The sequence below is a fragment of the Roseateles subflavus genome, assembly GCF_030285365.1.
Lineage (GTDB): Bacteria > Pseudomonadota > Gammaproteobacteria > Burkholderiales > Burkholderiaceae_C > Roseateles_B > Roseateles_B subflavus.
The window spans coordinates 276,053-298,404 of sequence record NZ_JASVDS010000004.1; the positions used below are offsets into that span (position 1 = coordinate 276,053).

Sequence of the window (22,352 nt, forward strand, 5' to 3'; positions counted from 1 at the left end):
ATTGGGCTCCCCCAGCCCCCTCCGAGAGAGGGTTCTAGCCAGATCGTTGAGAGCGGCCCCGGTGGGGCCGCTTTGTCGTCATGAAGCATCGTCGAGCGGTACTGTTGATGGTTCTGGTGACCCTGCTGTGGAGCACGGCGGGGGTGGTGTCGCGGCATCTGGAGGCGGCCAAGGGCTTCGAGGTGACGTTCTGGCGCAGCGCGTTCAATGCGCTGTCGCTGGTCGCGGCGCTGTCGTGGATGCGGGGGGCGGCGTTCTGGCGGCAGCTGCCGCGCACGCCGCGGGCGGTGTGGATCTCGGGGCTGTGCTGGTCGGTGATGTTCACGGCCTTCATGATGGCCATCACCATGACCACGGTGGCCAATGTGCTGGTGACGATGGCGCTGGGGCCGCTGCTGACGGCGCTGTTCTCGCGGCTCTTCCTGCACCACCGGCTGCCGCTTCGCACCTGGGTGGCCATCGTGCTGGGCAGCGTGGGCATCGCCTGGATGTTCGGGCACGAGATGCAGGGCAGCGCGGCCAGCCTGGCCGGCATGGGCGTGGCGCTGGCCGTGCCGCTGGCCGCGGCGACGAACTGGACGCTGCTGCAGCGCATCGCCCACGCGGACCCGGCGCTGGAGAAGCCGGACATGCTGCCGGCGGTGCTGATCGGGGCGGTGCTCTCCGCGCTGATGACGCTGCCCATGGCCTGGCCCTTCGCGGCCACGGCGCATGACCTGACCCTGCTGGCCGGCCTGGGCCTCACGCAGCTGGCCATCCCCTGCCTGCTCGTCGTGCGCCTCACCCGCGTGCTGCCCGCGCCCGAAGTGGCGCTGCTGGGCCTGCTGGAGGTGATCTTCGGCGTGCTGTGGGCCTGGTGGGGTGCGGGGGAAGTCCCGTCTTCCTCGGCCCTCTGGGGTGGTGCTATGGTGCTGGCCGCGCTGGTCGGCAATGAATGGCTGGGCTGGCGGCGCGCGCGCTGAGTGCCGAGGAGCGCACACGCGCCCTGAACAAGAAAACGGAGTAGTCATGACGTCCCCCCTGATCCCGCAATTGCAGTCCGAAGGCCAGATCCTGGCCGAGGTGAACGGCTGCCTGGGCCTGATCACGTTGAACCGGCCGCAGGCGCTCAACGCGCTCTCGCTGGCCATGATCCGCGACCTGACCGCGCTGCTGAAGGCCTGGGCCGCCGAGCCCGCCATCCAGGCGGTCGCCATCCTGGGCCAGGGCCGCGAGGGCAAGCCGGCGGCATTCTGCGCGGGCGGTGACATCCGCTTCTTCCACCAGGCCGCGCTGGCCGGGGACACGGCACTCGAGGACTTCTTCACCGAGGAGTACGCGCTCAACCACCTGATCCACCGCTTCCCCAAGCCCTACATCGCCCTGATGGACGGCGTCGTGATGGGCGGCGGCATGGGCATCAGCCAGGGCGCCCGCCTGCGGGTGCTGACCGAGCATTCCAAGCTGGCCATGCCCGAGACCAACATCGGCCTCTTCCCCGATGTCGGCGGCGGCTTCTTCCTGGGCCAGTGCCCGGGCCACACGGGCGAGTGGCTGGCGCTGACCGGCCATCCGATCGCCGCGGGCGATGCCATCGAAATGGGCCTGGGCGATGTGTACGTGCAAAGCAGCGTGCTGCCCGAGCTGATCCAGGCCCTGCGCCAGGGCCCGCAGACCAGCGCCGAGCATGTCGTGGCCACCGTCATGGAACGCGTGGACCTGGCCCCGACGCCGGACCACCGCGAGCTGCGCCAGCAGATCGACCGCCACTTCGGCGCTGCCAGCGTGGAGGCGATCATGGCCTCGCTGGCCGCGGACGACAGTGAATGGGCGCGCCACGCGCTGGCCACGCTGCGCAAGCGCTCACCGCTGATGATGGCCGTGACGCTGGAGCAGGTGCGCCGCGCGCGCACCCTGAGCCTTGCGGACGACCTGCGCATGGAGCGGGACCTCGTGCACCGCTGTTTCCACCTGCGCCCGGGTGCCGCCAGCGAGACCGTCGAGGGCATCCGTGCCCTGGCCGTGGACAAGGACCATGCCCCGCGCTGGAATCCGTCCCGCATCGAGGACGTGACGCCCGAGATGGTGGCGGCCTTCTTCCAGAGTCCCTGGTCTGCGCAGGATCATCCCCTGAGCGATCTGGCATGACCTGACCCTTGCTCCCCGGCGGGAGCTGGCACCACAATGGCGCGCAGGGCCTACCGGCCCTGACGCGCCTTCGCTTTTGCGAGGCGCCCTTCGATCCCACCAGGAGCGCCGCATGCCCACCGATATCGAGATTGCCCAGGCCGCCACGCTGCGCAAGATCCTTCCCCTCGCGCAGGAGCGCCTCGGCCTTCACGAAGACGAGCTGGTGCCCTACGGCCACTACAAGGCCAAGCTGAGCCTGCCGGCGCTGCGTCGCCTCGAGAAGCTGCCGGTGCGCGGCAAGCTCGTGCTCGTGACGGCCATCACCCCGACCCCGCCGGGGGAGGGCAAGACCACCACCACGGTGGGCCTGGGCGACGGGCTCAACCGCATCGGCGCCAACACCATCATCTGCCTGCGCGAGCCCTCGCTCGGCCCCTGCTTCGGCATGAAGGGCGGCGCGGCGGGCGGCGGCCATGCGCAGGTCGTGCCCATGGAGGACATCAACCTCCACTTCACGGGCGACTTCCACGCCATTGCCCTCGCCAACAACCTGCTGGCCGCGATGCTGGACAACCACATCCACCACGGCAACGTGCTGGGGCTGGACGTGCGCCGCATCAGCTGGCGCCGCGTGGTGGACATGAACGACCGTGCGCTGCGCCAGATCACCGCCGCGCTGGGCGGGCCGGGCAACGGCTACCCGCGCGAGGACGGTTTCGACATCGTGGTGGCGTCCGAGGTCATGGCCATCCTGTGCCTGGCGGATTCCCTGGCCGACCTCAAGCGGCGGCTGGGGCAGATCATCGTGGGCTACACCGCGGACAAGAAGCCCGTCACGGCCCGCGACCTGCAGGCCGACGGCGCCATGGCCGCGCTGCTCAAGGACGCCATCCAGCCCAACCTCGTGCAGACGCTGGAGGGCCATCCGGCCTTCGTGCACGGCGGGCCCTTCGCCAACATCGCGCATGGCTGCAACTCCGTGATGGCGACGCGCACCGCGCTGCGGCTCGCGGACTACGTCGTCACCGAGGCCGGCTTCGGCGCGGACCTGGGCGCGGAGAAGTTCATCGACATCAAGTGCCGCAAGTCGGGCCTGCAACCGTCCTGCGCGGTGCTCGTCGCGACCATCCGGGCGCTCAAGCACCACGGGCAGGGCGCCGACGGGCTCGAAGCGCTTCGCCTGGGGCTGCCGAACCTGGAACGCCACGTGCGCAATGTGCAGCAGCACTACCGCCTGCCGGCCATCGTCTCCATCAACCGCTTCGACGGTGACACGCCGGAGGAGATCGCCCTTGTGGAGGCCGCCTGCGAGCGCCTCGGCGTGCGCTGCGTGCTCGCCAGCCACTGGGCGCAGGGCGGGGCCGGTGCCGAGGACCTGGCCCGCGCCGTGGTGCAGGCCTGCGAGGGCAGCGCGCCGCCGCTGGGCCTGTTGTACGAGGACAGCGACAGCCTCGCCGCCAAGCTGAACGCCGTGGCCACGCGCATCTATGGCGCAGACGGCGTGGACGTCGAGCCCGCGGCGGCGAAGCAGCTCGAGGAGGTCACGGCGCTGGGCTACGGCCACCTGCCGGTGTGCATCGCCAAGACGCAGTACTCCTTCAGCAGCGACGCCAAGCGTCTGGGTGCACCCGAGGGGCACCGACTGCGCGTGCGCGAGCTGCGCCTGCATGCCGGGGCGGAGTTCGTCACCGCCATCTGCGGGGACATCATGACCATGCCCGGCCTGCCGCGCTCGCCGGCGGCCGAACGCATCGGGCTGGACGACGGCGGGCGCATCCACGGCCTGTTCTGAAGCGGGACACCCCGGCCCCGCGGGGCGTGCACTGCCAAGGGTAGGCACGGGGCCGCGGCGGCCCGGGCCTGCCGATACTCCCTCAGGCGCGGCGAAGCCATGGCTTCGGGCGCCAGGGCCCGCCGCCGTGCGCACCTCGTCGCGAGGCGGCCGCATGCATCAACCACAACAGGCCAGGGAGCTTCGGCGCAGGCCGCCGGGGCAGGGGATCTCTCGGTGTTTTTGCAGGGCAGTCCGGGTCGCACCACGACCCAGGCCGCCTCCATCAACCCTGGACGCGCGCCCTGACGGCGGCGTCCAACGGCAGGCCGCAAGTCCCGCGCGGCCGGCACCGCTGCAGTCCCGGGTGGCGTCGGACGCTGCTGTCTTGCTGCCTGCGTCATCGCAGGAGATCGAGATGAAGCAAGCAGTTTGGATGCATCCCCTGGCCTCGGCGCTGGCCGCGCTGGCCTTGTGCGGTGCTGACGCCGCCGTGGCCGATCCCGTCACGCAGACCTTCGTTCCCGGCCGCATGCCGGCCGAGCGCCAGACCATGCGTGCCTACTTCGACGACGTCCGCAAGGCCCGCGCCATCGCGCATGGCCGCTTCGAGACGCTGGCCTCGCCCTACGAGCTGGGCTACGTGATCGTGCAGGTGAATGCCGACGAGGCGCGCGAGCTGCGCGCCCTGGGCTTTCGCCTGGAGGCCGATCCGCACTGGCTCACCCAGCAGCGCGAGCAGGCGCTGATGGAATCGGGCGAGCGGCGCCGGCATGCGCTGGCGGCCGGACAGCGGCAGCTGCTGGCGGGCATCCCGAACTACAGCTGCTATCCGACCGTCGAGGAGGTCTTCACCGAGGCGCAGGGCATGGCGGCCTCCAAGCCGACGCTGGCGAGCTGGATCGACATCGGCGACTCCTGGGAGAAGAGCCGCGGCGCCAGCGGCTATGACCTGCGCGTGCTCAAGCTCACCAACAGCGCCATCGGCGGCAGCAAGCCCAAGCTCTTCGTGAATGCCGGCATCCATGCGCGCGAGTACGCCACCACGCCCCTGGTGCTGGAGTTCGCCCGCCGCCTGCTCAATGGCTACGGCGTTGACGCGGATGCGACCTGGATCCTCGATCACCACGAGATCCACCTGCTGCTGGCGACCAACCCCGATGGCCGCAAGAAGGCTGAGACGGGCCTGCTGTGGCGCAAGAACACGAACACGGCCTACTGCGGCGCCACCAGCAACAACCGCGGCGCGGACCTGAACCGCAACTTCAGCTTCGACTGGAACAGCACCAACGGCCGCGGTTCCAGCGGCAACGCCTGCGATGAGACCTACCGCGGCCCCAGCGCGGCCTCGGAGCCCGAGACCCGTGCCGTCGAGGCCTACATCCGCTCGCTGTGGCCGGACCGTCGCGGTCCCAACCGCACGGACCCCGCGCCGCTGGACACGAGCGGCATCCACCTCGACATCCACAGCCACGGCCGCCTGCTGCTGTGGCCCTGGGGCACGAACGGCGCCGTGGCGGGCAATGACACGCAGCTGGCCACCCTGGGCCGCAAGTTCGCCTACTGGAACGGCCACACGCCGCAGCGCTCGCTGGACCTCTACGAGACGGACGGCACGAGCGACGACCCGAGCTACGGCGAGCTGGGCGTGGCGGCCTTCACGTTCGAGCTGGGCACGGCCTTCTTCGAGCAGTGCAGCTACTACAACAACACGCTGCTGCCGGGGAACATGCCGGCGCTGATCTATGCGGCCAAGGTGGTGCGCACGCCCTACCAGACGCCGGCAGGGCCGGACGTCACGCAGCTGGCGCTCTCGGCCAGCCGGGTCACGGCCGGCACGCCCGTGACGCTGGACGCTCGCGTGGACGACACCCGCTACAACCAGAGCAACGGCACCGAGCCCACCCAGGCCATCGCGGCGGCGGAGGCCTATCTCGACGTGCCGCCGTGGCTGGCCGGCGCGCGTGCGGTGCCGCTGGCGGCCGTCGATGGCGGCTTCAACAGCAGCGCCGAGGCCGTGCGAGGGGCGCTCGACACCACGGGCCTGGCCACCGGCCGGCACCTGGTCTACGTGCGGGGCAAGGACGCCGCGGGCAACTGGGGCGCGTTCAGTGCCGTCTTCCTCGACATCGGCAGTGGCGGGGGAGGGCAGCCGCCGCAGGCCGCGTTCACCACCAGCGTGAACGGCCTGGCGGTGCAGTTCACCGACGCGAGCACCGATGACGGCAGCATCGCCACGCGCGCCTGGAACTTCGGCGACGGCAGCAGCGGCAGCGGGGCTTCCGCCAGTCACAGCTATGCGGCGGCCGGCAGCTACACCGTGCAACTGACCGTGACGGACAACGAGGGCCTCAGTGCCAGCACCAGCCAGCTCGTGCAGCTCAGTGACGACGGCGTGCCCGTGCTGGCCAAGGGTCAGGTCGTGACCGGGCTGGCCGGCGCCACCGGCAGCTGGCGCTACTGGAAGGTCGCGGTGCCGGCGGGCACCACCACCTTGACCGTGGCGACCAGCGGCGGCAGCGGCGACCTGGACCTCTTCACGCGCAGCGGCGCCAAGCCCACGAGCAGCACCTACAGCTGCCGCAAGCAGGGCTCGACGAATGCCGAGACCTGCACGCTGAGCAACCCGCCCTCCGGCTGGCTGTACATCGGGGTCTACGGCTACCGCAGCTACAGCGGCGCGCAGATCAAGCTCAGCTACACGCCCTGAGCCCTTTCGCGGGGACCGTCCGCACCCCCGCGAACTTGTTGCACAATCGCGCCCCCGCCGCGCCGCCCGGCGCGGCGGAGGTGTGTTGTCATCGAGCAGGAGTGAGTGTTTGTCCCGGAGCAGTAAAGAGCGCGCGGTGAGCCGTGCGGCCGAATTTTTCGTGATGAGCCAGCTGATGCGTCAGGGCCACCAGGTGGTGCCGACGCTGGGTGGCATGGGCGGCGTGGAGCTGCTGGTCAAGACGCCCGCCGGACGGCAGCTGGAGGTCGTGGTGCGGGGCGTGCCCGACAACGGCCGCTGGCTGGTCAACGAGGAGCCGGAGGGCGAGCTCGACCAGCGCTTCTACGTGCTGCTGAACTACAAGCGCTTCGAGGAGCCGCGGGCCTATCCCATGGTCTTCGTGATGCCCGCGGCGCGCGCGGAAGGCATGAAGACGGAACGCGGCCGCGGCAAGGCCATCGTCTTCGGCAACAAGAAACAGTGCCCGCCGGACCTCGATCGCTGGGCGGAGGCCTGGGCTGTCATACAGTAGGGCCATGACCCAACCCCTTAGCCCCAAGACTTCGCGGCCGTGGCTGGCCTCCCTCGTGCTGCTGGCCGGCCTGTCGGCCTGCGCGGTGCAGACCGTCCACACCCCGGGCCAGAAGGCCGACACGGGCGACCGTCTGGCCGAGGCGGCCACCTCGCCGCTGAACGATCTGAACCTGGTCCGCGCCAAGATTCCGGACGCGTTGCTGGCCTCACGCCAGGCGCCCTATGCGCGCCCGGCGGACTGCCCGGCGCTGATGCAGCAGCTGGCGGGCCTCAACGAGGTGCTGGGTCAGGACCTGGACAGCCCCCGCGCCGCCGGTGAGCCGGACTGGTTCGGCAAGGCCGGTGATGCCTTCGGCGACGCCGCCGTCAGCGGCCTGCGGGGGGCCACCGAGGGGCTGCTGCCCTTCCGGGGCTGGATCCGCAAGCTGAGCGGCGCCGAGCGCTACAACCGCGAGGTGACCTCGGCGATCGCAGCGGGCCTGGCCCGTCGCGCCTATCTGCGCGGCCTCGGGCAAGGCCTGAAGTGCGAGCTGCCGGCACCGCTGCCGGCCCCCGCGGCTTCACGCTGAGGGCACTCCGCCCCGGCGTTCGCGGCGCTGCGGCGAGCGGGCGTCAATGCTGCAAGGCCGGCGTCGTGCCGCACGTCCGTCGCATCAGCGAGGAGTGCCTCGGGGCCCGGCGCGCCACCCTGCCGCTCACTCGCAAGCCCGCACGTCGCGCAGCTCCACCCGGACCTCCTTGACCGGGCAGGCGGGCTTGGGGTCGACGGTGTAGGTGTCGCCCATGAAGCAGTCGGTGGAGACGCCGATGAAGTTCTTGCCCACGCCCGGGCTGCCGACCACCTGGCCGGGGCACAGCGCCTCGTCGTGGATGTCCACGCAGCTCACCTGTTCGGGCTTGATGCGCGGCCGGGTGGCGACCACGTCGTACTTGCCTTCGCCATCTGGGCAGGTGCGCGCCCTCAAGGTGATGCCCCGGCGCAGCTGCTGCAGGTCGTCGTTGCGGGCCTGGGTCTCCTCGGCCTCGGCGCGCGCCTTGGCCAGGCGCGCCGGGCCGCGTCCGCCTGACGCCGGGCCACATCGGCGTGACGGCCGACGCCGCCCTCGCAGGGCCCTGCGGCCCGGGACCGTGGCAGGGTGGTGACAGGGGGCTGGCAGGGCGGTAACAGGGCAGGGCGGGGACCCGCCGTCCGTCACCGGCGTGCGGTCCCTGCATGGCGCCGGCAAGGGGTCGCGGAACTGTCACCCCGCCTTCACGAGCGCTGCCTACAGTGGCGCCGCGAACGACGTCCGAGCCTCACTTCACCCTGCCATTGAGGAGACTTCCATGTCCCGATCCACGCCCGTCGCGGCTCTGCTCGCGACCCAGGCGCGCTGCCGCCTGAGCCACCGCCGGGGAGCCGCACGATGAGCCGCCGCGACTTCCTCCGCGCCAGCGCCGTCCTGGCCAGCTTTCCGCCCGCCATTGCCAGAGCCCTGGCCATCCCCGCCAACCAACGCACGCGCAGCCTGCAGGACGTCGAGCACATCGTCGTGCTGACGCAGGAGAACCGCAGCTTCGACCATTACTTCGGGACGCTGGCCGGCGTTCGCGGCTTTGGTGACCCGTTCCCGGCCCCCGTCAAGGATCGCCCGGGCCTCTTCACCCGCAAGAGCGTGTTCGTGCAGCCCACCCAGGGCGGCAACCCGGTGCCGGGGCGGCCGGACTGGGGCCAGCGCCGGGCGATCGCACCGTTCCCGCTGAACACGACCCAGGACTTCGCGCTGATGCGCGTCGCGGGCACCCCGCACGCCTGGCTGGATGCCCAGCTCGCCTGGGACCACGGCCGCATGAACGACTGGTGCAATGCCAAGCAGAACCACGCGCTGGGCTACTTCAGCGAGTCCGACCTGCCGTTCCAGTTCGCGCTGGCGCGGGCGTTCACGCTGTGCGACCACTACCACTGCGCCACCCAGACCGGCACCAACACCAACCGCCTGTTCCTGTGGACCGGCCACAACGATCCGCTGGGCGTTGCGGGCGGCCCGAGCACGGACAACAGCCGCGAGTGGTTCAACACCGACCGCAACACGGACTACCGCTGGACGACCTACCCCGAGCGCCTGCAGGCCGCGGGCATCTCCTGGCAGGTCTACCAGAACATGTCGGACAACTTCACCGACAACCCGCTGGCCGGCTTCCGGCCGTTCCGCGACGCCTGGTACGAACGCGCGGGCTACTCGCAGGCGCTGCGCGAGCGCGGCATCAGCACGCGCGACCTCGACCTGCTCAAGGCCGACGTGCTGGCCAACCGCCTTCCGCAAGTCAGCTGGATCGTCGCCACCGCCGAGGGCTCGGAGCACCCGGGGCCCTCGAGCCCCGCTTCGGGCGCCGACTACACGGCGCGCGTGCTGGACGCGCTGACGTCCAATCCGGAGGTGTGGAGCAAGACCGTCCTGTTCATCAACTTCGACGAGAACGACGGCTTCTTCGACCACGTGCCGCCGCCGGCCGTGCCGTCCTTCCTCAGCTACGACGCCGATCCCGCCAAGGCGCAGCTGGCCGGCGCGTCGACGGTCGACACCACGGGCGAGTATCACCATGTGCTCAACGGCGCCGATGCGCGCACCCATCACCGCCCCTATGGCCTGGGCCCGCGCGTGCCGATGTACGTGGTCTCGCCCTGGACCAAGGGCGGCTGGGTCAACTCGCAGGTGGCCGATCACAGCTCGGTGCTGCGCTTCATCGCCGCGCGCTTCGGCGTGCAGGAGCCGCTGATCAGCCCCTGGCGGCGCGCCGTCTGCGGCGACCTGCAGTCCTGCTTCGACTTCGCCAATCCCGACGACCAGGGCTTCCTGCAGCTGCTGCCCGCCACGGCCGAGCGCCGCGCGCGCGCGCTGGCGCTGCCGGGCACCAAGGCGCCCGCCACGCCCACCACGCTCGCCGCGCCGGTGCAGCAGGCCGGTGTGCGCCCGGCACGCTCGCTGCCCTACGAGCTGCAGGTGCAGGCGCAGGTTCCGGCGGCTGGGGGTCAGGTCTTGCTCACCTTCGAGAACGCCGGCGAGCAGGGCGCGGTGTTCCATGTCTATGACCGGCTCGCGCTGGACCAGATGCCGCGCCGCTACACCGTCGAGGCCGGCAAGCAGCTGCAGGGCCGCTGGACCACGACCGGGGCCTATGACCTCTGGGTGCTCGGCCCCAACGGCTTCCATCGCCACATCGCCGGCGATGCGCGGCGCCCGGGCGGCAGCGCCGCGCCCGAGCTCGTGCTGCGCAGTGCGCGCGCCAGCGGCGAGCTGCTGATCGATCTCGTCAACGAGGGCGGGGCGCCCTGCACGTTCGTGCTCCAGGCCAACAAATACCTGGCCGCCACGCCGCGTGAGATCACCGTCGTGGCGCGCAGCCGCACGAGCCTGCGCATCCCGCTGGCGGCCAGCCAGAACTGGTACGACTTCAGCCTGCGCGTGAAGGGGCTCGGCGGCTGGCTGCGCCGCTTCGCCGGCCATCTCGAGGACGGCAAGCCCTCCATCAGCGACCCGGCGCTGCAGGGTGCCGCCCGGCTCGATCAACCCACCACCGCGTGAACGGAACCTCCATGAGCAATTACAAGATCTCCACCCGGCAGTGGCTCGGCGCCGCCGTGCTGGCCCTGGCCGCCGCAGGTGCGCAGGCTGGCGTCGTCTACGGCAGCAACCTGATCGTCAACGGCGATGCCGAGAGCGACGTGGCCGCCAGCTGGTCCGCCTTCGACGGCTATGCCCGCCCGCAGGCGGTCGACTACGGGCCCAACTGGGTCCTCCCGACGCAGCCCGGCTCCGCGGACCGCGGCAAGCGCATGTTCGCCGGCGACGGCGCCCGTACCGCCGGCTACCAGCTGCTGGACCTGGCCGGCACCCTGACGCAGCCGCTGTCCTTCAAGCTCAGCGGCTGGCTCGGCGGCTGGGCCTCGCAGGGTGACAACGCGCTGCTGTACGTGTCCTTCCTCGACGACGGCGACGGCGAAATCGGCCACGCCGCCCTCGGCCCGGTGACACCGGGGGATCGCGGCAACGTGACCGGACTGCTGTACCGCGAGGTGAGCGACTGGCTGCCCGTCGGCACCCGCCGGCTGATGTTCTCGCTGTCGATGGAGCGGCTGGGCGGCGGGGACAACGACGGCTATGCGGACAACCTGGCCTTCGTGCTGGACGCCCCGTCGCCCTCGACGGTGCCGGAGCCGGCGGGCCTGAGCTGGCTCGCGCTGGGCGTGATGGCCTGGGCGTCCACGAGACGCCGTCGCGCCGCGGCGCCCTGACGGCCTTCGGTGGCCGGTCGACGGCGGCACCGCCGCTGTCGACCGGGACGTGCCTGCCCGTTCGGTCGGGCGCTTCATCGCCATGCCCCGCCGCCTTCGGACGCGCGGCCCGGGGCTGCATCTGGGGAGCGCTGCCCGGCGATTCCCCGGTTCGCTGCCGGCTTTCGAGCGCTTTTCCCGGTCGCGACACCGCCGGCGCGGGCCGCCGCGCTGGGACTCTGCGAAAATGCGGGCCCCGCCATGCCCGATGCGGACCCGGCCCTCACCGCCCGCGAGACGTCCTCGAGGCGGAAGGCCCCGGTTCTGTGCGGCGCCTGGAGCCCTCCCGTGGCGCGAGCGCATCGCGCCCCGCGGGCTCGCCCGTCCAGCAATCCGCCGCCGTCCGAAGAGTCCCGAACCATGCCGACCCAAGAAGAACCAACGCCGACGCCGGCGAGCTCGCCCTGGCGCCTGTCCGTGGCGCCCATGCTCGACTGGACCGACCGTCACTGCCGCCGTTTTCACCGCCTGCTGACGCGCCAGACGCTGCTCTACACCGAGATGGTCACCACCGGCGCGCTGCTGCACGGGGATCAGCCGCGTCACCTGGACTTCAACGAGGAGGAGCACCCGGTGGCGCTGCAGTTGGGCGGCAGCGAGCCGGCCGATCTCGCGGCCTGCGCGAAGCTGGCCGAGCGCTGGGGCTACGACGAGGTCAACCTCAACTGCGGCTGCCCCAGCGAACGCGTGCAGCGTGGCGCCTTCGGGGCCTGCCTGATGGCTGAGCCCGACCTGGTGGCGGACGGCGTCAAGGCCATGCGGGATGCCGTGGGCATCCCGGTGACCGTCAAGCACCGGATCGGCATCGACAAGATCGAGAGCTACGACTTCGTGCGGGACTTCGTGGGGCGGATCGCCGACGCCGGCTGCGAGGTCTTCATCGTCCACGCCCGCAACGCGTGGCTCAAGGGCCTCTCGCCCAAGGAGAACCGCGAGGTGCCGCCGCTGCGCTACGCGCTGGTCCACCAGCTCAAGCGCGAGTTCCCGCACCTCACCATCGTCATCAACGGCGGGCTGAAGACGGACGACGAGATCGCCGAGCAACTGCAGCATGTGGACGGCGTGATGGTCGGCCGCCAGGCCTACCACGAGCCCTGGCAGATGGCGGGCTGGGACGAGCGATTCTTCGGCACGCCCGGCCCCGCGCAGAGCCGCGAGCAGGTCGAGCAGGCCTGGGTGCAGTACCTGGAGCGCGTCGTCGAGTCCGGCCGGCCCTGGCCGCAGGCCATGCGGCACGCGCTGGGCCTGTACAACGGCCTCGGCGGTGCGCGGCGCTGGCGGCAGATCTGGTCGGACCACAAGCTCAAGGCGCTGCGCCCGGGCGAGGTCGCCCTGCAGGCCGCACAGGCGCGCGCGCAGCAGGCGGGGATGCGGTCCGCGACCGGCGTCGGCCCCCTGGCGGATGCGGCCTGAGGCGGGTGCGGCATGACGCAGGCGCAGCCGACCGACGAGCAGGGGGCCGGGCCGGGCAGTGGCCCGCCGCCGCTCCTGCAGTACCTGTGCTTTGACACGGCCATCGGGCTGTGCGGCCTGGCGTGGTCCTCGCAGGGGCTGGTCGGCTCGCAGCTGCCCGAGGCCACGCGTGGCGAGACGCGCGACCGCATGCGCCAGCGCTTCCCGGCTGCCGTCAAGGCCCGGGAGGGCGAGGCGGTGCCGGCCTTCGTCGAGGAGGCCATCGCCTGCGTGCGCGCCCTGGCCGCCGGGCAGCCAGCCCAGGTGGCGCACGTGGTGCTGGACGAGCGCGATCTGACCCCGTTCCAGCGGGCGCTCTTCACGCGGGCCAGACAGATCCCGCAGGGCCAGACGCGCAGCTACGGGGACCTCGCGGCCTTGCTGAAGATGCCCGGCGGCGCCCGGGCGGTGGGGCAGGCCATGGGGCTCAATCCCTTCGCGCCCATCGTGCCCTGCCACCGCGTGCTGCCCGCCGCCGGCTCCAAGGCCGGCCTCGGGGGCTTCTCGGCGCACGGCGGCGCGGTCACCAAGGCCCGGCTGCTGGCCCTGGAGGCCCGCGCGACCGGCCAGTGGGTGGGGCAGCAGAGCAGCCTGGATCTCGACCACTTCTGAGCCGTCAGGCCGCGGGCGCCCGGGGCAGGGCGCATCACGCGTGGTACGGACACATCGCCGGCGGGCCATCCTTGATCTGGATGAAGGTTTCGCAATTGCGAATTGTTATCATTGCGCTTGTTAATTCGAGCGCCCACCATGTCCTTTGCCTTCCCGCGGCCCGGTCAGCCTTCGTCATCTGACGCCATCAGCCCCGTTCAATCGCCCAGCAAGCCCTTCCTGACGATGGCTTCGGCCCTGCTGCTGGCCACGCTGCTGAGCGCCTGCGGAGGCGGCAGCTCGTCGGCGGCCGGCCCGGCGCCGCTGCCGGACAACGCGATGAGCCGCCGCGCCCAGCTGGGCGAGAAGATCTTCAAGGACGTCAGCCTCTCCGGCTCCGGGCGCCAGGCCTGCATCAGCTGCCATGCGCCGGAGACGGGCCATGCCGGTGCGCTCAACGGCAAGCCCACCGAACCGGGTGGCCTGCTGCTCGAGCTGGAGGGCGGCCGCACGGCACCCGGGCTGCGCTACCTGGCCACGAACAAGTCCTTCGGCTTCGACAAGGAAGGCACGCCCAACGGCGGCTTCTTCTGGGACGGCCGCGCCAGCAGCCTGGCCGACCAGGCCGGCAAACCCTTCTTCAACCCGAAGGAGATGGCCAACGCCAGCGTCGAGGACCTGATCGCCCGCCTGGCCCGCACCAGCTACGCCGCCGAGTTCCAGCAGGAGTTCGGTGCAGACGTGTTCAAGACGCCCGCCGAAGCGCTGCAGCGCGTCCAGCTGGCCCTGCAGGCCTACCAGCTCGAGGACCCGGACTTCCGCCCCTACAGCAGCAAGTACGACGAGTTCCTGCGCGGTCGCACGCCGCTCACCGAGCAGGAGCTGCGCGGCCTGGCGCTGTTCAACGCCAAGGACAAGGGCAACTGCGCCGCCTGCCACCCCTCCGCCAAGGGCGCGGACGGCAGCTTCCCGCTGTTCACCGACTTCACCTACGACGCCCTGGGCGTGCCCCGCAACGCGGCGCTGCTGCAGAACGCCGATCCCGCCTACTTCGACCTCGGCCTGTGTGCCCGCGACGCCGGGGACCTGCTCGCGCGGCAGGACCTGTGCGGCGCCTTCAAGGTGCCGTCCCTGCGCAACGTCGCTCAGCGCAAGGCCTTCTTCCACAACGGCCGCTTCACCAGCCTGCGCGAGGTGGTGAGCTTCTACGTCCAGCGCGACGTCTTCCCCGAGAAGTGGTACCCGCGTCTGCCCGACGGCAGCATCGACAAGTTCAATGACCTGCCGCCGGCCCTGCGCGGCAACGTCAACACCACCGAGGGTCCGTACAACCGCAAGCCCGGCGATGCACCGGCGCTGAGCGAGGCCGAGATCGACGACGTGGTGGCCTTCCTGCGCACGCTCAGCGACGGCTACGCCCGCTGACCCGCCCCTTCATTCCCGACTTTTCCGAACCTCCCCTCATGAACACCAAGACCCTGCCCCTGCTCAGCACGCTGAGCCTCAGCCTGATGCTGGCCCTGGCGCCGGCCCATGCCCAGACCGCGACCGAGCAGGACCTGCTGCGCCGCGTCGACCAGCTCGCTGCCGAGCTGAACAAGCTGCGCGCCGAGCTGGCGCAGGTCCAGCAGCAGCGCGCCGCCGAGGCCGCCAAGCCGACGCCCGCCACTCCGGCGCCGGCCCCGGTGCTGGCCGAGACGGAACGCCCGTCCGCTGCCCCGGCCACGGTGCTCAGCGGCTATGCCGAGCTGAACTACAACCGCCCCACGAAGAAGAGCCAGGACGCCCAGGCCGACCTGCGCCGCCTCGTGCTGGGCTACCAGCACCGCTTCGACGAGCGGACCAAGGTCGTCGCGGAGATCGAGGTCGAGCACGCCGTGGCCTCGGCCGACGACGCCGGCGAGGTGGCCATCGAGCAGGCCTACGTCGAGCACCAGTTCCACCCGAACTGGGCGGTGCGCGGCGGCCTGTTCCTCGTGCCCATGGGCCTGATCAACGAGAACCACGAGCCCACCGCCTACTACGGCGTCGAGCGCAACTTCGTCGAGACGGCGATCATCCCCAGCACCTGGCGTGAGGGCGGCATCCAGCTCGTGGGCCAGCTGGACAGTGGCTGGACCCTGCAGGGCGGCATCTCCACCGGCTTCGACCTGAACAAGTGGGACGCGACGAGCAGCGAGGGCCGCGAGTCCCCGCTGGGCGCCATCCACCAGGAAATGGCGCTGGCCCGCTCGCGGGACCTCGCGGTCTTCGGCGCCGCCAACTACCGCGGCATTCCCGGCCTGCTGCTGGGCGGCTCGATCTTCACCGGCCAGGCCACGCACATGCAGCAGGCGAACGAGTCCCGCATCACGCTGTGGGACCTGCACGCCCGCTGGACGCCGGGCCCCTGGGACCTCTCGGCCGTCTACACGCGCGGCACCATCTCCAACACCGCGGCGCTCAACCTGCCGCTGGTGGGCGGCGACAGCCTGATCCCCTCGCGCTTCGATGGCGCCTACGTGCAGGCCGCCTACAAGCTCTGGGAGCAGGGCAGCTATGTGCTCAAGCCGTTTGCCCGCTGGGAGCGCTACAACACCGCGGCGGCCTTTGCCGACCTCGGTGCGGGCCTGACCCCCGAGGTGCAGGCGGCCGAGCAGGTCTATACCTTCGGCGCCAACTTCGAGTTCGCGCCCGGCGTCGTGCTGAAGGCGGATGTGCAGCGCTTCAAGCAGAACAAGGACCTCAACCGCCTGAACCTGGGTCTGGGCTGGAGCTTCTGATGCGCCTGTGCCTCGCCACCGGAGCCGCCACCGTCCTGGCCCTGGCGCCTGCCGGGGCCTTCGCGGTGGACTACCTGACGGCGGAGGCTGCGGCGAAGCTGCTGTTCGCGGAGGCCGACCGCTTCGAGATCCGCGACTGGCAGCTCGACGCGGCGCAGGCCCAGGCCATCGCGGCGCTGGGCGTGAAGCCGCGCAGCGCGCAGTGGAAGCTGCGCCTGGCCTTCAAGGGGCGCGAGCTGCTGGGGGTGGTCGTGGCCGATGACGTCCTCGGCAAGTTCGAGCTGATCAGCTATGCCGTGGGCATCGGCGCCGACGGCAAGGTGCGGGGCGTCGAGATCCTGTCCTACCGCGAGAGCCATGGCCACGAGGTGAGGACCCCGGCCTGGCGCAAGCAGTTCGTCGGCAAGGCGCAGGGCGCGCCGCTGAAGGTGGGGGAGGACATCGCCAACATCTCCGGCGCCACGCTCTCCTGCAGCCATGTGGCCGAGGGTGTGAAGCGCATCGTGGCGGTCGTTGAACAGGCGCGTCGCAGCGGTGTGCTCGGCTGACCGCAGCGACGCCGGCCTGCAGCGCCGGGCCCGGCCGGCGCTCGGCACGCTGGTGGAGCTGGCCGTGCGCCACGACTCGCCCGAGGCGGGCGAGCGCTGCCTGCGCGACGCCTTCGAACGGCTCGAACGCCTGGAGTCGCAGCTGAGCCGCTTCCGGCCCGGCAGTGACATCGCCCGCTTCAATGAGCTGCCGGCGGGCGGCGCCCTGCGCATCCATCCCGCCACCCAGCGCGTGCTGGCCGCGGCGAGCTGCCTGCGCCAGCGCAGCGGCGGGCGCTTCGACCCGACGCTCGGCAGCGGCCCGCTCGACTGGCAGCTCATGGGCGGGGTGCTCCACAAGCACCGCGACGGCGTGCAGCTCGACCTGGGCGGCATCGCCAAGGGCTTCGTGGTGGACCGCCTCATCGCGCAGCTGCGTCGCGCCGGGGCACGCTGGGGCAGCGTGAATGCCGGCGGAGATCTCCGCGTCTTCGGTCCGCAGGCCCTGCCGCTCTTGCTGCGAGACGAGTCCCGCGGCGGCCTGCGCGAGTTCGGCCAGCTGGCGGACGGCGCCTTTGCCAGCAGCCACTATGCCCCGGGCAGCCGCAGCCGGCTGCATGGGCTCCCCGATGACGAGGCCGTGCAGGTGGCCGTGGCCGCGCCTTCCGCGCTCTGGGCCGATGCCCTGTGCAAGCTGGCGGCGCTGGGTTCGCTGATGCAGCCCGGGCCTGAGCGAGAATCCGCGCTGCTCACGCGGCTGAAGGCCAGGGTCTGGATCTGGCAGGCGTGAGCCTCCCCGTGATTCCGGAACCTGCATGCGCGCACCCCTGCTCAAACTGCCCGGCTGGCACAAGCGCTGGCTCTACACCAGCTTCGCCGTCCTGCTGACGACCGGCTTGGTCTGGCTGCTGCTGCACTACAGCCGCGAGGCCGACGCGCTGCCGTCGCCCGCCGAGGCCTGGCTGATGCGCGTGCATGGCCTGGCCAGCATGCTGGCGCTGATGGGGCTGGGCATGGTCGCCGGCAGCCATGTGCCGGCCGGCTGGCGCCTGAGCGCCCAGGCAGGGCGTCTGGCGCAGCGGCGCAGCGGGCTGTGGCTCAGTGCGGGGCTGGCCGCTGCGGTGCTGCTGGCCTACGGGCTGCTGTACCTCATACCCGAGGCCTGGCATGAGACAGCTGGCTGGGCCCATGCCGGCCTGGCCCTCGGCGTGACGGGGCTGTGGGCCTGGCACCGGCCCCGGCGCCACGGCCCGGCGGGCTGATCAGTCCCAGGGGGCCGGTTCATCGGCCGTGGCGGCCGTCGATGCCGCTGCCGCTGTCGGCGCTGCCGCCGGGTCCTTCTGCAGTTGCAGGCTGACGCCCTGCAGCGCCGCGGCCGCGAAGTCATGCTCGCCGCCGAGGCCGTAGATCAGGTCCGGCAGCAGCTGCGAGAGCTCGCCCGTGGCCAGGGCGGCGTCGGCGTCGAAGGCCTCGTCCTTGCTGGGCTTGTCACGGCCTTCGAAGACGATGTCCAGGAAGGCGATCTTCTTGATCGCGAGCGTGTCGGTCAGCAGGAAGGACACGCGGTCGCGCCAGGTCAGGGCGAGCTTGGTCGGCCGCTTGCCGGCGGCCAGGTGCTGGCGGACTTCCTCGATGTCCAGCGGGTGGCGGGCATAGCGCACCACGGACTTCATCTCGTCCTCGCTCTTGAGCTCGCACTCCCGGTCCACCGTGAAGTTGGCGGGCGGCACGCCGTCCATCAGCCAGGCGGCCATGCAGGCGGCCGGCGTCTCGGCGGTCTGCAGCAGCTGCACCACGAGGTTGGGCAGGCACTTCACGAGCAGCGTGATGAGCTCGTCCGCCTTGCCGACGGAGCCGGCGTCCACCATCAGCAGGCGCTGCTTCGTGTCGATCCACACGCGCGTGGCGCCCTGCTTGGTGAAGGCCTGGGGCAGCAGTTCCTGCGTGACCTGCTCCTTGAGCTCGTTCTTGACCTTCTTGCCGGGCTTGCGACCCGTTTCCTGCTCGATGCGCTCGCACAGCTCGTCCACCCGGCGGCGCACGACGGAGCCCGGCAGCACGCGCTGCTCGACCTGCAGCTTCAGCAGCCAGTGGCCGCCGACGTCCTCGATCAGGGGCGCATGCGCCACGCCGCGCGGCGACACCCAGCCCGCGGACAGCGGCTGCGTGGCGCCGCAGGGCACGAAGCGCTCGGGCTCCAGCGCTTCCTCGATCTCCTCGATCGTGGCCTGCCACTCAGGCGCGATGCGGTACAGCAGGAGATTCTTGAACACGGATGACCTCTCTCAATCACTCAAGCAAAAACGCCCCGGCGGGGCGTTCATGGATTCGTTCCCAGGGCCGCGGCAGCGCGGCCGACCGAAGGGCATTGTCGCTCAGGCCGCCGGGGCTGCCGCCTGGGGAGGCCCCCCTTTACAAGCCGTGGCAATTGAGACCCGACCGCCACCCCGGGGGCGGGGCTCAGCGGCCGGCCTTGGCTTCCTCGGCGGCGATCTGGCGCAGGGCCTGCGCAAAGACCTCGGGAGGCTGGCCGCCCTGCAGCAGGTAGCGCTCGTTGATGATCAGGGCGGGGACGGAGTGGATGCCCTGCGCCTGCCAGAAGGCCTCCTGCTCGCGCACCGCGGTGGCGTGGGCGTCGCTGTCCAGGACGGCCTGCGCGCCGGCGGCGTCGAGCCCCGCTTCCTGTGCCGCGCCCAGCAGCACGTCGCGGTCGCCCGGGTTGCGCCCCTCGGTGAAGTACGCCGTGAACAGCGCCAGCTTGAGCGCCTTCTGGCGCGCCGGGTCGACCTCGCCGGCCCAGTGGAGCAGGCGGTGGGCGTCGAAGGTGTTGTAGATGCGGTCCCGGGCGCCCTTGGTGAAGGTGAAGCCGAGCGCCTCGCCGCGTTGGCGGATCTGTTCGCGCGTCTGCTCCAGCTGTTCCGGGCGGGCGCCGTACTTGCGGGCCAGGTGGGCGTTGATCTCCTCGCCCTCGGCCGGCATCTGCGGGTTCAGCTCGAAGGGCTGGAAGTGCAGGGTGGCCTGGACGTCCGGCACCTCGGCAAGGGCCTGTTCCAGGGACTTGAGCCCGATGGCGCACCAAGGGCAGGAGACGTCGGAGACGAAATCGATCTTCAGCATGCCGGCATCGTAGTGGGGTGGGCGGATCCGTGCTGGCCTGGGGGCTTGGCGGGGCGGGGCCCGCCGACTCAGGAGCGGTAGCCCAGCCCGCCCAGCCAGTCGAGGGCGTCGGCCAGGTCACGGCAGTCCCGGCGATCGACCCGGCTGGCCGTCTCCCGGCTCAGCGGCTCCACGACGTCAGCGAGCAGGCCGGAGGGCATCATGACTGCATAGGCGCCCAGGCCGTTGGCGGTCGCATCGACGAAAAAGGCCAGCCAGCACTGATAGGCCTCGGGCGTGGCGCCTTCCCAGTCATCGAACAGGCCGGCCATCGCCCAGCGCCCTTGGTGCCGCGCCCAGAGGGCGGCCGCGTCGCGATGCAGGGCGCGGGCCGCCACGTCGTTCCAGACGCCCTCGTACTGCACGACCAGCACATCGCCGCGCCAGTGCAGGTGGTAGTTGCCGTGCTGGTTCCAGTCCATGCGTCGTCAGGGAGTCGACCCGTAGGCCAGTCTAGGTGAGATTGAAAACGATTTCATGACAGGGATCAGGGACAGACGGCCGCTGGTGGCCCGTCGTTCGATCGCGCACTGGGCCGAGCCCAGTAGAACCAGTCGGTGCCCACGGCCGCCGAGGGGTCGGGGAACACGAGACAGCCGTCGCCAGGCGCCAGCACCGGCGTGCCGTCGTGGCGACGGCCGATGAGTTCGCCGGCCCGGACGGGGTCGAAATGGCGCCAGGGCCGCTCGAAGCGGTCGTCCGGATGGAGGCGGTCGACAACGTCCTGCATCTGCAGCCAGGCCGGCTGGCCGACGGGGGCGGGCAGGGCCTGCGCCGGATCGATCATGCCCAGCAGCGCGAGCGCACGGCGCACGGCGGCTTCCGCCACGTCGACGGCGGCCGGGTCGTCGTGCTGCCCGCATTCCAGGGTCACGCCATAGCCGCCGGCGCGGCGCATGGCCTCGGTGGTGCCGATGGCCTGGACGATGTCGCCGGCCGGCGCTCCGCGGCGGGCCAGGCCGCGGGCGTAGGTGCCGAGCCACCCCTCGACGATCCGGGGGGCGCCCAGCGCCAGTGCCAGGCGCGTCTCGGCCGCCTCGTGCGCAAAGGGCTCCAGCGGGCCGTCGTTGTCACGCGGGCCCAGCATCACGAAGGGCGAGCCCTCCGCGCGGAAGGAGTGCAGGTCCAGCAGCACCTCATGCGCCGCCAGCAGGGGGCTCAGCACGTTGGCGACGTGGTCCTCGTACTGGCGCGGCGTGCTCGTCGGCTGGAGTTGGCGGTTCAGGTTGCGGTCACCCTGGCGTTCGCCGCGGGCATAGGCGAGCGGGTTGGTCACCGGCAGCAGCGTCAGCTGTCCTTGCCGCAGGCGCAGGGTGCCCTCATCAAGCGCTTGCACGAGGCGGGCCAGGGCGCGGGTGCCGCAGGTCTCGTTGCCATGGACGGCGGCCGTCACCAGCAGGCGCGGGCCGGGCTCCAGGGCCAGGTACTGGTGCAGCCGCAGATGACCGAGCGGCACGGCGGCAGTCGAGGGGAGCGGCATGCCCGCGATCACGCCAGACTGAGTCGCTCGGCGGCGCCGGCCATGCGCGGTGGCAGGTCGTCCTGTTCGCGGCCGGCGAGCCAGCGCGTCAGGCGGTAGAGCGTCGCGAAGCCGAAGGCCGGCGGCGCGGTGCCGGCCCCGGCGATCATCTCGCCGCCGCGGCGCACGTTGTCGGCCATCCAGGCGGGCAGGCGCAGGTGGTAGGGGTTGCGTGCCACCTCGCCCTCATGGCGCGACAGGGCCTGCACCAGGCGTGCCAGGTCTTGCCTGGAGCTTTCCACCATCAGGTTGGCGCCGGATTGCGGCGCCCAATATTCGGTCTGCGCCACCAGCCCGTTGTAGCCGGCGGCCTGCAGGGCATCGAGCGCCAGGCGGTGCACGCCCATGTGCGTGGCGATGCCGTCGCCCTCATGGGGCAGCAGGACGAGTGCCGGCTGCTCGCGGCGCAGCAGCGCGGCGGCCTGGTCGACGTGGCCCTGCCACAGGCCCGGCTGGGCGATGGGAGTGTCGGGGCGGACCTGCTCCAGCCCGCCCTCGGCGAGCTGCAGCGTCTCGAAATCCAGCAGCGCGCAGGCCTGGCGCAGCTCCTGCCAGCGCGGCTGGCGGCGGGCCTGGTTGCTGCCGAGCGTCACGGCCACGTTGCAGACCCGCCAGTGGGACTCGCGCCGCAGCCGCAGCGGCAGGGCGCCGACGATGCACTCGTCGTCCGGATGGGGGGAGAAGATCAGGGCCAGCGGCGTGTGGCCCCGGCGCTTGCGGGCCGGCGCGGCTTCGTCGCAGGGGGGGAGCTGCATCAACTGCGCCCAGTCGTCGACCCAGGCGAGCCAGTCGGCCAGTTCACGGGCCCGATCGGCCTCGGTGGCGGGCAGGCGGCCCTGCTGGGCGCCTTCTTGGGCATCGTCGGCGTCGAGGGCAGGGGGGCGGAGAGGGGACATCGGCACAACAGCG

At 71.5% G+C, this 22,352-nt stretch carries 21 protein-coding genes; 15 read left to right on the forward strand and 6 right to left on the reverse strand.

Going from position 1 to position 22,352, the window contains the following annotated elements:
* Positions 1 to 80: 80 nt before the first annotated feature.
* From QRD43_RS15595 to QRD43_RS15620, 6 genes are all read left to right on the forward strand, one after another.
* Entirely contained in the window at positions 81 to 962 is an 882-nt protein-coding gene (locus tag QRD43_RS15595) for a DMT family transporter (protein WP_285983422.1), read from the forward strand.
* Positions 963 to 1,008: 46 nt separating this feature from the next.
* A complete protein-coding gene (locus tag QRD43_RS15600) occupies positions 1,009 to 2,127 on the forward strand; it encodes an enoyl-CoA hydratase/isomerase family protein (RefSeq protein ID WP_285983423.1) in 1,119 nt (372 codons plus the stop codon).
* 112 nt (positions 2,128 to 2,239) lie between these two features.
* Positions 2,240 to 3,901, forward strand: coding sequence for a formate--tetrahydrofolate ligase (locus tag QRD43_RS15605; RefSeq protein WP_285983424.1), 1,662 nt, complete (start codon positions 2,240 to 2,242; stop codon positions 3,899 to 3,901).
* Positions 3,902 to 4,298: 397 nt separating this feature from the next.
* Positions 4,299 to 6,590, forward strand: coding sequence for a M14 family zinc carboxypeptidase (locus QRD43_RS15610; RefSeq protein ID WP_285983425.1), 2,292 nt, complete (start codon positions 4,299 to 4,301; stop codon positions 6,588 to 6,590).
* Between the two features lie 163 nt (positions 6,591 to 6,753).
* A complete protein-coding gene (locus QRD43_RS15615) occupies positions 6,754 to 7,122 on the forward strand; it encodes a hypothetical protein (protein WP_285983426.1) in 369 nt (122 codons plus the stop codon).
* Positions 7,123 to 7,126: 4 nt separating this feature from the next.
* Positions 7,127 to 7,693 (forward strand): hypothetical protein, encoded by a 567-nt coding sequence (locus tag QRD43_RS15620; RefSeq protein ID WP_285983427.1) that lies wholly within the window; start codon positions 7,127 to 7,129, stop codon positions 7,691 to 7,693.
* A 126-nt stretch (positions 7,694 to 7,819) separates the two neighbouring features.
* Here the strand turns inward: QRD43_RS15620 and QRD43_RS15625 are convergent, their stop codons facing one another.
* Positions 7,820 to 8,089, reverse strand: a complete 270-nt coding sequence (locus QRD43_RS15625) for a hypothetical protein (RefSeq protein WP_285983428.1) — start codon at positions 8,087 to 8,089, stop codon at positions 7,820 to 7,822.
* Between the two features lie 441 nt (positions 8,090 to 8,530).
* On the opposite strand from QRD43_RS15625, the gene QRD43_RS15630 reads away from it, so the two are divergent.
* The 9 genes from QRD43_RS15630 (at position 8,531) to QRD43_RS15670 (ending at position 18,030) form a co-directional block, all read left to right on the forward strand.
* Positions 8,531 to 10,687 (forward strand): phosphocholine-specific phospholipase C, encoded by a 2,157-nt coding sequence (locus QRD43_RS15630; protein ID WP_285983429.1) that lies wholly within the window; start codon positions 8,531 to 8,533, stop codon positions 10,685 to 10,687.
* An 11-nt stretch (positions 10,688 to 10,698) separates the two neighbouring features.
* On the forward strand, positions 10,699 to 11,397 hold the full coding sequence (locus QRD43_RS15635; protein ID WP_285983430.1) for a hypothetical protein: 699 nt from the start codon (positions 10,699 to 10,701) through the stop codon (positions 11,395 to 11,397).
* 399 nt (positions 11,398 to 11,796) lie between these two features.
* Complete coding sequence (gene dusA, locus QRD43_RS15640) at positions 11,797 to 12,849, forward strand: tRNA dihydrouridine(20/20a) synthase DusA (RefSeq protein WP_285983431.1); 1,053 nt, start codon at positions 11,797 to 11,799, stop codon at positions 12,847 to 12,849.
* Positions 12,850 to 12,861: 12 nt separating this feature from the next.
* Positions 12,862 to 13,500 carry a methylated-DNA--[protein]-cysteine S-methyltransferase gene (locus QRD43_RS15645; protein ID WP_285983432.1) on the forward strand — a complete coding sequence of 213 codons (639 nt, stop codon included), beginning with the start codon at positions 12,862 to 12,864 and terminating at the stop codon, positions 13,498 to 13,500.
* A 138-nt stretch (positions 13,501 to 13,638) separates the two neighbouring features.
* Positions 13,639 to 14,904, forward strand: a complete 1,266-nt coding sequence (locus QRD43_RS15650; RefSeq protein ID WP_285983433.1) for a cytochrome-c peroxidase — start codon at positions 13,639 to 13,641, stop codon at positions 14,902 to 14,904.
* Between the two features lie 38 nt (positions 14,905 to 14,942).
* Positions 14,943 to 16,241 (forward strand): porin, encoded by a 1,299-nt coding sequence (locus QRD43_RS15655; protein WP_285983434.1) that lies wholly within the window; start codon positions 14,943 to 14,945, stop codon positions 16,239 to 16,241.
* A complete protein-coding gene (locus QRD43_RS15660) occupies positions 16,241 to 16,789 on the forward strand; it encodes an FMN-binding protein (RefSeq protein WP_285983435.1) in 549 nt (182 codons plus the stop codon). The genes QRD43_RS15655 and QRD43_RS15660 overlap by 1 nt, the downstream gene beginning before the upstream one ends.
* Positions 16,776 to 17,558 (forward strand): FAD:protein FMN transferase, encoded by a 783-nt coding sequence (locus QRD43_RS15665; RefSeq protein ID WP_285983436.1) that lies wholly within the window; start codon positions 16,776 to 16,778, stop codon positions 17,556 to 17,558. The genes QRD43_RS15660 and QRD43_RS15665 overlap by 14 nt, the downstream gene beginning before the upstream one ends.
* A 25-nt stretch (positions 17,559 to 17,583) precedes the next feature.
* Positions 17,584 to 18,030, forward strand: coding sequence for a hypothetical protein (locus tag QRD43_RS15670; RefSeq protein ID WP_285983437.1), 447 nt, complete (start codon positions 17,584 to 17,586; stop codon positions 18,028 to 18,030).
* Here the strand turns inward: QRD43_RS15670 and QRD43_RS15675 are convergent, their stop codons facing one another.
* The 5 genes from QRD43_RS15675 to QRD43_RS15695 form a co-directional block, all read right to left on the reverse strand.
* The gene (locus tag QRD43_RS15675; protein ID WP_285983438.1) at positions 18,031 to 19,041 is read right to left on the reverse strand and encodes a recombination-associated protein RdgC; all 1,011 of its coding nucleotides are present in this window, start codon (positions 19,039 to 19,041) and stop codon (positions 18,031 to 18,033) included. It lies immediately after the preceding gene.
* 187 nt (positions 19,042 to 19,228) lie between these two features.
* A complete protein-coding gene (locus QRD43_RS15680) occupies positions 19,229 to 19,885 on the reverse strand; it encodes a DsbA family oxidoreductase (protein WP_285983439.1) in 657 nt (218 codons plus the stop codon).
* Between the two features lie 68 nt (positions 19,886 to 19,953).
* Complete coding sequence (locus QRD43_RS15685) at positions 19,954 to 20,346, reverse strand: hypothetical protein (protein WP_285983440.1); 393 nt, start codon at positions 20,344 to 20,346, stop codon at positions 19,954 to 19,956.
* Positions 20,347 to 20,411: 65 nt separating this feature from the next.
* On the reverse strand, positions 20,412 to 21,404 hold the full coding sequence (locus tag QRD43_RS15690; RefSeq protein ID WP_285983441.1) for a succinylglutamate desuccinylase/aspartoacylase family protein: 993 nt from the start codon (positions 21,402 to 21,404) through the stop codon (positions 20,412 to 20,414).
* A gap of 8 nt (positions 21,405 to 21,412) precedes the next feature.
* Positions 21,413 to 22,339: a PIG-L deacetylase family protein gene (locus QRD43_RS15695; RefSeq protein ID WP_285983442.1), complete on the reverse strand. Its 927-nt coding sequence runs from the start codon at positions 22,337 to 22,339 to the stop codon at positions 21,413 to 21,415.
* Positions 22,340 to 22,352: the final 13 nt, after the last annotated feature.